This is a genomic window from Candidatus Eisenbacteria bacterium (genome assembly GCA_030017955.1).
Lineage (GTDB): Bacteria > Eisenbacteria > RBG-16-71-46 > JASEGR01 > JASEGR01 > JASEGR01.
On sequence record JASEGR010000065.1, the window covers coordinates 1 to 14771 of the forward strand.

The following is a 14771-nucleotide window of genomic DNA, read 5'->3' on the forward strand; positions in this document are numbered from 1 at the left end:
CTTCTCCTCAGGCGCATTATCTATACTGTCATACGTTCGTACCTCCGCTAATCCTCGCTTGTTCAAACACATCGTTATCGCACTCGTCAACGTCGTCTTACCATGATCCACATGCCCTATCGTACCAATATTCACATGCGGCTTCGTACGCTCAAACCTAGGCTTTCCCATCTTTTACCCCCTCACTTTTGCAACTATTTGGTCTGCGAGAGCTGCCGACACGGGTTCGTACCTTGCGAACTGCATCGTAAAAACGCCTCTCCCCTGACTGAGAGAGCGAAGCCTTGTCGCGTAGCCAAACATTTCCGCGAGAGGTACGGTTGCGGCAATAACCTTAGCATTCCCTCTTACAAACATTCCGCCGATTCTCCCTCTTCTTCCGGAAAGATCTCCTGACACATCACCGACGTATTCCTCAGGAATAACCACCTCGACATCCATCACGGGTTCGAGAAGTCTCGGCCCCGCCTTCCGGGCTGCCTCCTTGAAAGCCATCGAGCCTGCAACCCGAAAAGCAACTTCCGATGAATCAACGTCATGATAGCTTCCGTCGATGAGCATCACTTTGACATTTATCACTGGATACCCTGCAAGAATTCCATTCTCAAGCGCATCCAGCACACCCTTACGCACTGCAGGGATGAATTCCCTTGGTATGACTCCGCCGGCAATCTTGCTTTCAAAGAGGAATCCTTCGGAGCCGGTGTACGGTTCCACTTTCAAGACAACGTCGCCGTACTGCCCCTTCCCGCCGCTCTGTCTTATGAACTTGCCTCTTGCCTCAGCCGCATCCGTAATCGTTTCCTTGTAGGCAACCTGAGGCCTTCCGATATTTGCCTCAACAGAGAATTCTCTCAACATCCTGTCCACGAGAATCTCGAGATGAAGCTCGCCCATCCCGGAAATCAGTGTCTGTCCTGTCTCAGGCTCGGTTCTGACTTTGAAGGTCGGATCCTCAACGGAAAGTTTATCGAGCGCCACCATGAGTTTTTCCTCATCGGCCTTGGTCTTTGGCTCGATGGCGACCGAAACTACCGGCGCAGGGAAATGTATCGATTCGAGGACAATGGGCTCTTTCTTGCTGCAAAGAGTGTCGCCGGTCACGACGTTTCTCATGCCGACGACTCCCACAATCTCACCGGCATAGGCCTCGGAGATTTCCTCTCTCTTGTTTGCATGCATTTGAACCAGACGGCCCACTCTCTCAGTCCGCCCTGTCCTTGCATTGAGAATCATGTGACCCGTAGCAAGAACACCCGAGTAGACTCTTACATAGACAAGCTTTCCCACAAAAGGATCGTTGGCAATCTTGAATACGAGTGCAGAAAAAGGATCTTTGTCCGAGTGCTTCCTCTGAAGCTTCTCCTGCGTATCAATGTCGAATCCATCCACCGGCGCGATATCAAGCGGCGACGGCAGGTAGTCAACCACCGCATCCAGTAGTTTCTGAACCCCCTTGTTTCTGAATGCAGCGCCGCAGAGCACCGGAACCACATGGCCTCCGATTGTTGCGTTTCTTATCGCTTTTCTAATAAGCTCAGGGGAAATTTCTTCCTCATCGAGATACTCAACCAGAAGGTCTTCATCAAAATCCGCAACTTTCTCAATCATTGAGTGTTTCTTCGCTTCCGTCTCTTTCTTCATCTCACCCGGAATTGGCTGCTCGAAAAAATTCGAACCCAGGCTGTCTTCCTCGTAGGTGACAAAGACATCATCAACAAGGTCAATAATCCCCACGAAATTGTCACCAACGTTGACCGGGATCTGAATCGGGATGGCGAGCGACCCGAGTTTCTCTTTCATCTGTGTTACCGTGCCCTCGAAGTCCGACCCAATTCTGTCCATCTTGTTTATGAAAGCCAGCCGTGGAATTCTGTATTTGTCAGCCTGACGCCACACGGTCTCAGATTGCGGTTCAACTCCACCCACTCCGCAGAACACCGCAACGGCTCCATCCAGGACTCTGAGTGATCTCTCCACCTCGACGGTGAAATCAACGTGGCCGGGCGTATCAATTATGTTTATCCTGTGATCACGCCAGCTGCAGGTAGTCGCAGCAGAAGTAATCGTAATGCCGCGCTCCCTCTCTTGTTCCATCCAGTCCATCGTTGCGGCGCCGTCGTGTACCTCACCCATTCGGTGAACCCTTCCCGTGTAGAACAGAATCCTCTCGGTGACGGTCGTTTTTCCGGCATCTATGTGAGCCATGATGCCGATATTCCTCGTGTTCGCCAACGGGCTTTCTCTTGGCACTACCAAATCCTCCTGTGATTCCCATTACCACCGGTAGTGGGCAAAAGCCTTGTTGGCCTCAGCCATCTTGTGTGTGTCTTCTCTTTTCTTGACCGCCGGCCCTTCGTTCTTCGATGCTGCGATTATCTCGGCGGCCAGACGCTCCTGCATCGTGTGGTCCGGCCTGCTTTTCGAGAAGCCCACGAGCCATCTCAAGCCCAGAGCTATCCTGCGATCGGCCCTGACTTCGACAGGCACCTGATAGGTGGCACCTCCGACACGCCTGGACTTCACCTCAACAATGGGTTTGACATTGTTGAGAGCCTGCTTGAATACGGACAGTCCGTCCTGGCCGGTCTTCTCCTGGACTATCTTGAGCGAATCGCTGACTATCCGCTTGGCGATGCTTTTCTTTCCCCGCCTCATGATGACGCTTATAAGCTTTGAAATCAGAACGCTTTTGAACTGCGGGTCTTCACCAATCTCTTTTTTTGCTGCTACTCTTTTTCTTGGCACGAACTTTACCTCACGCTAGGCAACTTTCTTCCTTTTAGTCCCGTACTTCGATCTGCTCTGAGTTCTTCCTTCAACTCCGCCGGTATCGAGAGTACCTCTTATTATGTGATACCTGACTCCGGGGAGGTCTTTAACTCTTCCGCCCCTCACAAGCACAATTGAATGCTCCTGAAGGTTGTGACCCTCGCCAGGAATATAGCAGGTTATTTCAATGCTGTTCGTGAGTCTGACTCGCGCTACTTTTCTCAAAGCCGAGTTCGGCTTCTTGGGCGTTGTTGTGTACACTCTGGTACAAACACCCCGTTTCTGAGGGCACTCTCTCAGCGCAGGTGACGCCGTTTTTTTCTGAACCTGCTCCCTGCCTTTTCTGACGAGCTGACTTAATGTCGGCAAGATCTCCTCCTCCGGTGGCACAAAACTTAAAATTTATGGCCTTTTGGGCCATAAGTCAAGCGGTTTTTGCCTCAGCTGCCTTTTTTGCCTGAGAAAAGTCTATTTCGTCCGCAAGCCTCAACTTTCTGTACTTGTTCAACCCGGTGCCGGCAGGAATAAGATGACCTATTATGACGTTTTCTTTGAGTCCCCTCAACTCATCCCTGCCTCCGTGTATCGCAGCTTCGGTCAAAACCCTTGTCGTCTCCTGGAACGAAGCCGCAGAGATCCATCCTTCCGTCGTAAGCGAGGCCCTGGTTATCCCAAGAAGAAGAGGGTCATAGCTGGCCGGCTGTCCGCCATCACTGACAACCCTTTCCTGTTCCTCCTTGAGCTGTATCTTGTCAACCTGCTCACCTTCCAGGAAGGACGTGTCTCCAGGGTCGTCAATCCTTACCTTCTGCAGCATCTGCCTCACTATGACTTCGATGTGCTTGTCGTCTATCCTCACACCCTGGAGCCTGTAAACCTCCTGAATCTCATTTACAAGATACTCCTGGACTTCCTTTATTCCCTTTATTCGCAGGATATCATGGGGATTGATTGGCCCCTCGGTCAGCCGTTCGCCGGCTTTCACAGCATCTCCGTCTTGAACATAGAGATGCCTTCCCTGCGGAATCTGATACTCACTCTCATCCCCGGTCTCACCCTTGATCGTTATCCTTCTTAAGCCCCTTGTCACTTCACCAAGCTCGGCTCTTCCGTCAACCTCACTGACAATTGCGTGATCCTTGGGTTTTCTCGCCTCAAACAGCTCCGAGACTCTCGGCAGGCCTCCGGTTATGTCTCTTGTTTTCGAAATCTCTCTTCTTATTCTCGCAAGAGTGGTTCCTGCCTCAACCTTCTGCCCGTCACGGACCTCGAGTCTCGCGCCAGTTGGAAGAGGATAATGGGCCATTCTCTTCCCTTTGGAATCAACGATGTCAACGTGCGGCTGAAGCTGTTTGATCTTGTCTTCGACTATGACGAGAAGTCTCAGTCCCGTATTCTCATCGACCTCGTCCCTAATCGTCCTTTTCTCCTCAACGTCCCCCAGTCTTGTGAAGCCCGACCGTTCGCTAAGGATAGGAGTATTATAGGTGTCCCACTCGAAGAGCTCAGCCCCTTCCTCCACCTTTGCGCCATCTTCCACAACCAGCCTTGCGCCGTAGGGAGGACTGTGTTTGTGTTTCAGCCTGCCTGACTCATCGAGAACCTGAATTTCCCCTTTGTGTCCCAGAACTACGAGGCCAATCCCTCCGGGGAAGGTCACGGTCTCAACGTTCTTGAACTTGACCGATCCCTTGCACTTGGCCCTTATCTTCGACTGTTCGACGATTCTCGAAGCAGTTCCGCCGATGTGGAATGTCCGCAAGGTCAACTGCGTACCAGGTTCTCCGATGCTCTGGGCCGCCACGACCCCCACTGCCTCGCCGATATCAACCATCTTACCGGTGGCGAGATTTCTGCCGTAGCATCTTATACACGCTCCACGCTTCGATTCACACGTGAGAACCGAACGAATCCTGACCCTCTCGATTCCACCCTCGTCCACGGCTTCCGCCGCATCCTCGGTAATCTCTTCCCCGGCCTCAAGAAGAACCTCGTTGGTCAGGGGGCTCGTTACTTCCTCTGCTGCGACTCTCCCGAGAATACGGTCTGCAAGCGGCTCAATGACTTCTTCGCCCTCTTTCAATGCGCCCACTTCAAGACCGAGAATGGTCCCGCAGTCCTCTTCGATAATGATCACATCCTGGGCAACATCAACAAGCCTCCTCGTGAGGTACCCTGCGTCAGCGGTCTTGAGGGCGGTGTCAGCCAAGCCCTTCCTTGCTCCGTGGGTGGAGATGAAGTACTCAAGAACGGTGAGCCCTTCCTTGAAGTTCCTCGTGACAGGCGATTCAATGATTTCACCAAGACCACCGGTGATTTTCTTCTGGGGCTTCGCCATGAGGCCTCTCATTCCGGCAAGCTGCCTAATCTGCTCCTTACTGCCCCTTGAACCGGATTCGGCCATCATGAAGATCGGATTGAAGCCTTCTGTCTCTTTCTTCAATCCGCTGAACGTTGCCTCTTCCACCTCAGTCGTGGCATGCGTCCATGTATCAATCACTTTGTTGTATCTCTCACCGTCAGTAATTACAGTTTTTCTGTATAGCTGCCTTATCTTGTCAACATCCCTCCTCGCCTTATCAAGTATTGCGCTTTTCTCGACAGGGATGACTATGTCATCTATTCCTACAGTGATGCCTGCCTTCGTTGCATACTCGAACCCGAGATCCTTCAGGTCGTCAAGGAACGCGGCAGTCACCTCAACGCCGAGCTTCCTGTAGCACTCGCCTACCAGCTCTTCAAGAGCTTTCTTGTCGAGCTCCTTGTTAACAAAATCAAGACCTGATGGAACAATGTCGTTGAAAAGAGAACGTCCCACGGTCGTAACGATCCTCTTCCCGTTCAGCGAGAGCCTTATGTTGTCGTGGAGTCCGATCGCACCGCGATCATAGGCCGCCCTCACTTCTCTCAGGTCGGCGAAGAGCTTGGTTTTCGCCTCATCGCCACTCCCGCGTTTGTCCTTCGTGAGGTAGTGACATCCCAGAACTATGTCCTGGCTTGGCGTCGCTATCGGCTTTCCATTCGCGGGGGAAAGTATGTTATGGGGCGCAAGCATCAGTTGGGCTGTCTCAATCTGAGCTTCGAATGAAAGCGGAACATGCACCGCCATCTGATCTCCGTCGAAATCCGCATTGAATGCGGCACAGACAAGAGGATGTATCTTTATTGCCTTTCCCTCAACCAGCACCGGTTCGAATGCCTGGACGCCAAGTCTGTGCAGAGTGGGCGCCCTGTTCAGAAGAACCGGGTGATCTTTGATTATCTCTCCGAGGATGTCCCATATCTCGGGCTTTTCTCTCTCAAGCAATCTCTTTGCACCCTTCACCGTTTGAACGAATCCCTTGTCCTCAAGCCTTCTTATTATGAAAGGTTTGAAGAGCTCGAGAGCCATCATCTTCGGGATTCCGCACTGATTCAGTTTCAGCTCGGGTCCGACGACAATCACGGAGCGGCCGGAGTAGTCAACCCTTTTTCCGAGAAGATTCTGTCTGAAACGCCCCTGTTTTCCCTTCATCATGTCGCTGAGGGACTTAAGCGGCCTGTTGCCCTGACCCCGAACAGCTCTTGTCCTTCTGCCGTTATCGAAAAGCGCATCCACTGCTTCCTGAAGCATTCTCTTCTCGTTTCTCAGGATCACCTCAGGAGCTTTGATCTCAACGAGCTTCTTCAGGCGGTTATTCCTGTTTATGACTCTTCTGTATAGATCGTTCAAATCTGAAGTCGCAAACCTTCCGCCTTCGAGCGGCACAAGCGGCCTCAACTCCGGCGGCAGCACCGGAACAACTCCGAGAATCATCCACTCGGGCCTGTTCCCGCTCTGCCTGAATGCCTCCACTATCCTCAATCTCTTGAGAGTTTCTCTTTTCCTCTGAAGAGAAGTTTCGATCCTTGATTGAGCCCTGAGCTCAGCCGAAAGCTCCTCAAGATCAATCTGGCAGAGAAGATCCCTAATGGCCTCGCCTCCCATCTTTGCAACGAGACCAAGGTCAGGGGTCAAAACCGCCTCATAGAACTCTTCCTCAGAAATGAGCTCTTTCTTTCTGAAGCTGGTCTTCCCGGGATCGATCACGACAAAGGACTCGTAGTAGAGGATTCTCTCGAGGTCCCTTATTGACATGTCAAGCAAATGCCCTATCCGGGAAGGCACGCTTTTGAAATACCAGATATGGGAAACCGGAACTGCGAGCTCGATGTGTCCGAGCCGTTCCCGCCGTACTTTGGACTGCGTGACTTCAACCCCGCACCTATCGCATATGACTCCGCGATAGCGAATTCTCTTGTATTTCCCGCAGCTGCATTCCCAGTCTTTCACCGGACCGAAGATCCGCTCGCAGAAAAGCCCGTCTTTCTCCGGTTTGAAGGAACGATAGTTGATGGTCTCAGGTTTCAGGACTTCTCCGTGGGACCAACTCCTTATCACCTCAGGAGAAGCCAATTGAATACGGATGGCGTTGAAGCTGAGCTTCCTCCCGGGCTCTCTTTCTTCGCCTCTGGTCAGACTCATCCTTCCGCCGGGCATTATGAAACCTTTAAGTCCAAGACTTTCCTGCATTTCCTCACACTCCTTGGGTGGAAAGCCCCTCTAAGCGTTAGTTCCCCTCAAATTGGACATCCAGACAAAGACCCTGAAGTTCTTTCACAAGCACGTTAAAAGACTCTGGAATTCCAGGTTCGGGTGGGTTTTCTCCCTTCACTATTGCTTCGTAAATGCGAGACCGTCCGCTGACATCATCAGACTTCACTGTAAGAAGTTCCTGCAGCGTGTAAGCGGCGCCGTATGCTTCAAGCGCCCACACCTCCATTTCCCCAAATCTCTGACCGCCGAACTGCGCCTTACCTCCAAGAGGCTGCTGCGTGACAAGTGAGTACGGTCCTATCGATCTGGCATGCATCTTGTCGTCAACCAGATGAGAAAGCTTCATCGTGTAGATGAAGCCGACAGTGACTCTATGGTCGAATGGGTCTCCTGTTCTCCCGTCATAGAGAACGGCCTTACCATCTTCCGGAAGTTCGGCGTCTTTCAAAGTGGCTTTGATCATGTCCACAGTGGCTCCGGCAAAGACCGGCGAAGAAACCTTCATCCCGAGTTTTTCAGCAGCCCAGCCCAGGTGCGTTTCAAGAACCTGTCCCAGATTCATTCTTGATGGAACTCCAAGAGGATTGAGGACGATGTCAACATCAGTGCCGTCGGCAAGGTAGGGCATGTCTTCTTCGGGAAGTATCTTTGCCACCACTCCCTTATTGCCGTGTCTTCCGGCAATCTTGTCTCCTACCGAAAGCTTCCTCTTCTTTGCCACGAACACCTTGACAAGCTTGACCACTCCGGGAGGAAGCTCGTCTCCGCGCTGAACCTTCTCGATGTCCTTCTCGAGCTGCTTTTCCACCCTCTCCATGCTGGCAAGGGCAGATTGTATCCTGTCCCATATCTTCTCGTTCGTTCTTGAATCCCTGACAATCGGCGTGCCCCAGGCAAGTTCGGCGAACTCAATCTTGTCGATAAGCTGGGGAGTGATCTTTCTTCCTTCCTGAATGACCGTCCTCCCCGTCCTGGCCGAGATCACCTTTCTTGCCGTCCTACCGGCCAGAATGTCAGCGAGCTCTCTGTTCCTGATCTCGACAACCCTCTGTTTCTCTTTCCTTGTAAGACGCTTGAGCCTCTCCATTTCCTTTTTCTCTTGCTTCTTGGAGGACTCGTTCTTCTCGCGCCTCGAAAAGACCTTTATCTCCGTTACAATCCCATCCATTCCAGGAGGAGCCTTGAGCGAAGCGTCCCTTACGTCACCCGCCTTCTCGCCGAAGATTGCCCTTAGGAGCCTTTCCTCCGGGGAATGCTCGATTTCTCCCTTCGGAGTTACCTTGCCGACAAGGATGTCCCCGGCCTTGACCTTGGCCCCGATCATCACGATTCCCTCTTCGTCAAGGTTCTTCGTGACATCCTCGCTCACATTCGGAATTTCACGGGTTACTTCCTCCACACCTCTTTTAGTGTCTCTTACCTGGAGCTCAAACTCCTCGATGTGCACCGACGTAAACTTGTCGCCCTTCAGGAGCCGTTCGCTGACAAGGATTGCGTCCTCGAAGTTGTAGCCGCCCCACGGCATGAATGCGACGAGGGTGTTTGTCCCGAGGGCGAGTTCTCCATCCCGGGTCGCGGCACCATCGGCGATCACCTGCCCCCTTCTTACCGTCTCACCTTCCTTCACAAGCGGTCTTTGATTAATGCTTGTGTCCTGATTCGATCTCTTGAATTTGAGGAGGTTGTATATCTCCATGTCTCCGAAATCTGAGCCCTCCTTCACCCCGTCCGGCCTTATCACTATCATGTCGCCGGAGACCGATTCCACAACTCCGCTGGTGCTGGAGATGATAAGTGCACCCGAATCTTCGGCAACCTTTTCCTCAAGTCCGGTCCCGATAAGAGGCGGTTCCGGCACAAGAAGCGGCACCGCCTGTCTCTGCATGTTGGAACCCATCAAAGCCCTGTTCGCGTCGTCATGCTCAAGGAAGGGAATGAGGGCCGCTGCGGGACTCACAAGCTGCATGGGCGAGACATCCATGAATTCAACCTCGTCGGGCGCAACCTCTGGAAATTCTCCTCTATACCTCACGGGGTTTCTGTCCAGAAGAAGTTTTCCTCTCTTGTCCAATGGTGCATTCGCCTGGGCTATCCTGTGCCTGTCTTCCTCATCCGCTGAGAGAAAGACAAGCTCCTTCTTGTCAACTGCCCCGTTCTTCACTTTCCAGTAAGGCGTTTCGAGAAAACCAAGCTCGTTGACCCTGGCGTAGGTGCTGAGTGAAGATATGAGTCCTATGTTCGGCCCCTCGGGTGTCTCGATGGGGCATATCCGGCCGTAATGAGTGTAGTGGACGTCCCTCACTTCAAAACCTGCCCTGTCCCTGGACAATCCACCCGGACCCAGGGCGCTCAGACGCCTCTTGTGAGTCAACTCAGCAAGAGGATTTGTTTGATCCATGAACTGCGAAAGCTGGCTGCTTCCGAAGAAGCTTTGTATTACTGCCGAGATCGTCCTTGCGTTCACGAGATCCGCAGGGGTCATCGCCTCCGGCTCCTGGAGACTCATCCTTTCCCTGATTATTCTTGCCATCCTCGCAAGGCCGATATTGAACTGGTTTGCAAGCAGCTCGCCGACAGAGCGGACTCTTCTGTTTCCCAGATGGTCGATGTCGTCCGTGGTCGCAAGGATCTCCTCCCCGCCAACCCTGATCGAACCGGAGAGTCTCAGAAGCATCAGGTACTTGATGATCGAAATGAAATCTTCTTTGCACAGCGTGTTCTTGTCGTCGGAAGGCGGCTCGAGTCCCAGAGATTTCTTGCGCAGCTTGTCACCGAGTATAGACTCGTGGAGCAATTTCTGATTGAGCTTGTACCGGCCCACCTTTGCCAGGTCGTATCGCTTGGGATTGAAGAAAAGCTTCTTGACTATGTCTCTGGCTGTGTCGGGACGCGGAGTTTCGCCGGGTCTTATGAGACAGTATATCCTGGAGAGAGCGTCCTCCTGGGTCCTGGTCGTATCCTTCCGCAAGGTGTTTCTGATCATGTCCACTTCATCTCTTGCAGGTATTTCAAAATACTTTATATGCGTATTCCCTGACTTCCTGAGCTCATCCAGCCTGGCTTCAGTGAGCTCCTCGTTTGCCTCAAGGACTACCTCCCCCGTGTCTTTTCTGACGACATTCTCGGCGGAAATCAGACCCGCAAGCTCCTGCCTCTTTGCCTTTGATGAACTTATCTCGGCACGCTTCACGTCATAGAAAAGTTCAAGGATTTCCTTGTCTGAAACGTAACCAAGGGCTTTGAGAAGGATTGCGATCGGCTGCTTCCTTTTCTTATCTATGTGAAAGTACATAATGTCATTGGCGTCGACGCTGAACTCCACCCATGATCCTCTGTAAGGAATGATCCTCGCCGAGTAGAGTTTCTTTCCACTGGGATGAGTTGCTTCTTCAAAGAAAACTCCCGGAGACCTGTGGAGCTGACTCACTATCACTCTTTCAGCCCCGTTTATTATGAAGGTCCCGTTCCTGGTGATCATGGGGAGCTCACCGAGGTATACCTCCTGCTCCATGATCTCCTTGTCCCTCTTCTCACCGCCCGCAACCTCCTTGATTCTCAGTCTCAACGTTGCTTTGAGCGGAACGGAGAATGTGAGGTCTCTTTCCTGGCATTCCTCAACCGAATACTTTGGCTCTCCCAGGTCGTAGCTAACGAATTCGAGAGAGTACATCTCTCGCGTATCAGCAATGGGGAAGATGTTGTTGAACACTTCCTGAAGGCCTACGTTATCCCTCCTCGAAGGGTCGACCTTGGCCTGGAGAAAGCTCTTGAAAGACTCAAGCTGGATATCCAGCAGGTTAGGAACTTCGACAAGCTGGATGTCCTCGCTCGTGGAAAAGCTCGTTCTTTCCTTCCTCTTCAACTTCAAGTCACTCACCTCTTTGGGTTGAGTATCGTTTCATGAAGCTTCACCGGACGTCCGTGTTCCGCGAAGAAAGCACGCCGTAAGCCCTCTCGGCTCTGTTACTTAATCTCAACGGTTGCGCCCACGGCCTCGAGCTTGGTCTTGATCTCAGTCGCTTCACCCTTCGATGCCTTTTCCTTGACCACCTTCGGCGCTCCCTCAACCAGGTCCTTTGCCTCTTTGAGAGGAAGTCCCGTTATCGTGCGGACCTCCTTTATTACGTGGAGTTTTTTCTCACCCGCAACGGTCAGGACGACGTCAAATTCAGTTTGCTCTTCCGCTGGAGCTGCGGCCTGCGCGGCACCGGCGGCGGGAGCAGCGGCAGCCATCATCGGCATGGATGCCGAAATTCCGAACTTCTCTTCCATTTTTTTCACAAGATCGTTCACTTCGAGAAGAGTCATCTTCTCGAGATACCCGATTACTCTTTCAACGTTCGAAGCCTCCACATCTCCCTCCATAGTTCCGGTTGTCCCTGCTGCTTCATCATGGTCAGAAGCCTTCTTCTTCACCGTTTCCTTCTTCGTACTAGTTTTGTTCACTGGTGTCATCTTTCACCTCCGGGGGTTGGCTCTGTGAATTGGATGCATCACTCTCATTCTTTGTCTCTTGCTTTGTCTCTTGCACGCCGGTCTCCGGCCCTGCTGCTTCCTTTTTCTTGGCCAGCGAGTCCAGGCCGACAAGAAGCTGTCTGACAGCGGTCTGAAGATAGAAACCAAGGACAAACATTGGCTTCTTCAGAGCGCCGGCCACCTGGCCAAAAAGCACATCCTTGGCCGGAAGACCGGCCAGTACACCAATCTGCTTCTCTCCGACAATAGTTCCCTCGACAAGCGCAAGTTTCAGGCGAGGGGTATCATGCTCCCTGCGGAAAGCCGCAAGAATCCTGGCCGGGCTGAGCTCGTCCTTGTTTGCGATCGCAAGTCCGGTGGGACCTTCGAAGTGCGGAGTGAGAAGGTCAAGCCCTTCCTGCTTGGCTGCAAGGCGGGCCAGAGTGTTTTTCACCACAAGGTACTCTGCATCCACTTCCTTCAGCTTCCGGCGAAGAAGCGAAACAGTATCCACATCCATCCCGGTGAAGTCGGTAAGATAGACTCCTTTGGATGAAGATAGTTTCTTTGCCAGGAAATCTACTCTCTCTACCTTTTGAGTTTTTGACGGCATTGTTTCCCTTGCCCCTCTTTGTCAGTAACTTCCTACTTGAACATCTGAAGGACAGATTGAGTGTCTAACGTTATCCCCGGTCCCATCGTTGTACTGAGCTTGACTTTCTTAAGGTACTGGCCCTTGGCCGCAGCAGGCTTTGCACGAACCAATTCTCTGACCAGTGTTTTTATATTCTCAACGAGTTTCTGTTTGTCAAAGGAGGCCTTGCCTACTGGAACATGAACGTTTCCTCCTTTGTCTACCCTGAACTCGACTTTCCCCGATTTCAGATCCTTCACTGCCTTTGCAACATCAAAGGTGACTGTTCCGCTCTTGGGGTTGGGCATCAGTCCCCTCGGGCCGAGTATCTTCCCGAGTTTCCCGACCTCACCCATCATGTCCGGAGTCGCGACTATTTTTTCTGCCTCAAGCCACCCGTCCTGGATCTTCTTGACATACTCAGAGCCGCCCACAAAATCGGCTCCGACTTCGAGCGCCTCTTTCTCTTTTTCGCCCTTCGTGATGACAAGCACCTTCACCGATTTTCCCGTGCCGAATGGAAGGACGACCGTCCCTCTGACAAGCTGCTCGGAGTGTTTCGGATCCACGCCGAGTCTTGCAGCAAGTTCAACCGTCTCATCAAATTTGGCTGTGGCAGTCTTCTTGACTGCCTCAACGGCTTCTTCAAGACCCACCGGCTCACTGCTGACTATCTCTTCCAGTTTTCTGAACCGCTTTCCCGTTTTCATATTCTGTCCGCCTGAGTTATTCCTCGACCTCTATGCCCATGCTTCTCGCAGTCCCCTTTATCATGTTTGCTGCCTTCCCGATATCGTTCGCGTTCAAGTCAACTTTCTTCAGCTCGGCAATCTCCTTCACCTGGGCCATCGTGACTTTGCCCACTTTGGTTTTGTTCGGTTCGCCGGATGCCTTTGCAATCCCGGCCGCCCTCTTCAGGAGAACCGAAGCAGGAGGAGTCTTCGTGACAAACGTGAACGATTTGTCCTGATAGATTGTGATCACAACGGGGATTATGAGTCCCGGCTGGTTCGCAGTCCTTGCATTGAATGCCTTGCAGAACTCCATTATGTTTATTCCGTACTGCCCCAGCGCCGGCCCTACAGGTGGAGCAGGAGTCGCATTCCCGGCAGGGACTTGAAATTTCACCGTTGCCGTTACAGTCTTAGCCATGACGTCACCTCAGATCGGTTTCACCTGGAGGAAGTCGAGCTCAACGGGCGTCCCACGCCCGAAAATACTCACCATGACTTTGAGCTTTCCCCTCTCGGCATTTATCTCATCAACGACGCCCGTGAAATTCGAAAACGGACCGTCAACGACTCTTACGTGCTCACCGAGCTTGAAAGGCACCTCTGCGGTGGCCTTCGAAGAATCCATCTGTCCCAGAACTCTTTTCACATCGGGTTCCCGGAGTTCAGAAGGTCTGGTCCCGGTGGAAAGAAATCTTGTCACTCCCGGGATGCCGGTGACGAGGCCTCTCGTGTCATCGTTCAGCTCCATCTCGATAAGCACGTAGCTTGGAAACGTCTTCCGCTCCACGGTCATTCTCTTGCCGTTTCTCATCTCGGCGTGCTTCTCGGTAGCAACGACTATCTGGCCAAAGTAATCCTCGAGACTTTGAGACTTGATTGCCTTGTCGAGACTTTCCCTTACCTTGTTCTCGTGCCCCGAATACGTATGGACCACGTACCATGCTTTTGGCATTTCAGACCCCTAAACCGTCAGAACACATTTATGACTGCTGCCTGCGGACACTCCGATCTTGTTCGCACCGGTCACCTGATAATGAATCCGAGAAACATCGAGAGTATTCTGTCGACGGCGCCGGTGAAGACTCCGATAAAGGTCACCGCTACGATCACAACGACCGTGGATTCCCTGAGCGCCTTCCTGCTGGGCCAGGTCACCTTTGCCGATTCAACCCTTACTTCCTTGAGGAACTCGGTCGTTCTTTGAACGATTCCCATCTATGTCTCTCCCCTGGCGCACATCTAAAAACACTTCGTTGCAGGCCCGGATACTTGGCAGGCCTGGAGGGATTTCTTCTCCCCCGAACTCTTCCGAGTTCTCCGCCGAAGCCCTCCGCATCGCCTGCGGCTCTCAATAGGGGCTTCGCCCCTCTTGCGCTTGCCCTGCGGGCTCGCTGTCACCCCCAAAGCATGAGGGAGAGTTCTCCCTCAAACTCCTTCAGCTCGCCCAAGCGAGCTACTCTCTGACGCTCCCTCTGGTCGCTCTTCCTCCACAGGAGGCGCTCGGGTCGGCTTCAAATCCCTCTAGCTCTGCCTGATTCAAAATACACTTGGCAGGCCTGGAGGGATTTCTTCTCCCCCGAACTCTTCCGAGTTCTCCGCC

12 protein-coding genes are annotated in these 14771 nt (G+C 52.5%); all 12 read right to left on the minus strand.

Translation table 11 applies throughout. The features are described from left to right. A partial coding sequence (locus tag QME66_10175) for a GTP-binding protein (GenBank protein MDI6809332.1) occupies positions 1–171 on the minus strand: 171 nt, incomplete at its 3' end. A 3-nt stretch (positions 172–174) separates the two neighbouring features. Next, positions 175–2253, minus strand: coding sequence for an elongation factor G (gene fusA / locus QME66_10180; protein MDI6809333.1), 2079 nt, complete (start codon positions 2251–2253; stop codon positions 175–177). Between the two features lie 24 nt (positions 2254–2277). Next, complete coding sequence (gene rpsG / locus QME66_10185) at positions 2278–2748, minus strand: 30S ribosomal protein S7 (protein MDI6809334.1); 471 nt, start codon at positions 2746–2748, stop codon at positions 2278–2280. Between the two features lie 15 nt (positions 2749–2763). Next, complete coding sequence (gene rpsL / locus QME66_10190; protein MDI6809335.1) at positions 2764–3141, minus strand: 30S ribosomal protein S12; 378 nt, start codon at positions 3139–3141, stop codon at positions 2764–2766. 55 nt (positions 3142–3196) lie between these two features. After that, entirely contained in the window at positions 3197–7276 is a 4080-nt protein-coding gene (gene rpoC / locus QME66_10195) for a DNA-directed RNA polymerase subunit beta' (protein ID MDI6809336.1), read from the minus strand. Positions 7277–7361: 85 nt separating this feature from the next. After that, complete coding sequence (gene rpoB / locus QME66_10200; GenBank protein MDI6809337.1) at positions 7362–11216, minus strand: DNA-directed RNA polymerase subunit beta; 3855 nt, start codon at positions 11214–11216, stop codon at positions 7362–7364. A gap of 95 nt (positions 11217–11311) precedes the next feature. Further along, positions 11312–11713, minus strand: coding sequence for a 50S ribosomal protein L7/L12 (rplL, locus tag QME66_10205; GenBank protein ID MDI6809338.1), 402 nt, complete (start codon positions 11711–11713; stop codon positions 11312–11314). Positions 11714–11780: 67 nt separating this feature from the next. Then, entirely contained in the window at positions 11781–12416 is a 636-nt protein-coding gene (rplJ, locus tag QME66_10210; protein ID MDI6809339.1) for a 50S ribosomal protein L10, read from the minus strand. 32 nt (positions 12417–12448) lie between these two features. Further along, the gene (gene rplA, locus QME66_10215) at positions 12449–13147 is read right to left on the minus strand and encodes a 50S ribosomal protein L1 (GenBank protein ID MDI6809340.1); all 699 of its coding nucleotides are present in this window, start codon (positions 13145–13147) and stop codon (positions 12449–12451) included. 16 nt (positions 13148–13163) lie between these two features. Next, complete coding sequence (gene rplK / locus QME66_10220) at positions 13164–13589, minus strand: 50S ribosomal protein L11 (protein ID MDI6809341.1); 426 nt, start codon at positions 13587–13589, stop codon at positions 13164–13166. Positions 13590–13598: 9 nt separating this feature from the next. Continuing rightward, positions 13599–14123 (minus strand): transcription termination/antitermination protein NusG, encoded by a 525-nt coding sequence (nusG, locus tag QME66_10225; protein ID MDI6809342.1) that lies wholly within the window; start codon positions 14121–14123, stop codon positions 13599–13601. Positions 14124–14194: 71 nt separating this feature from the next. Beyond that, positions 14195–14386 carry a preprotein translocase subunit SecE gene (secE, locus tag QME66_10230; GenBank protein ID MDI6809343.1) on the minus strand — a complete coding sequence of 64 codons (192 nt, stop codon included), beginning with the start codon at positions 14384–14386 and terminating at the stop codon, positions 14195–14197. Positions 14387–14771 lie beyond the last annotated feature (385 nt).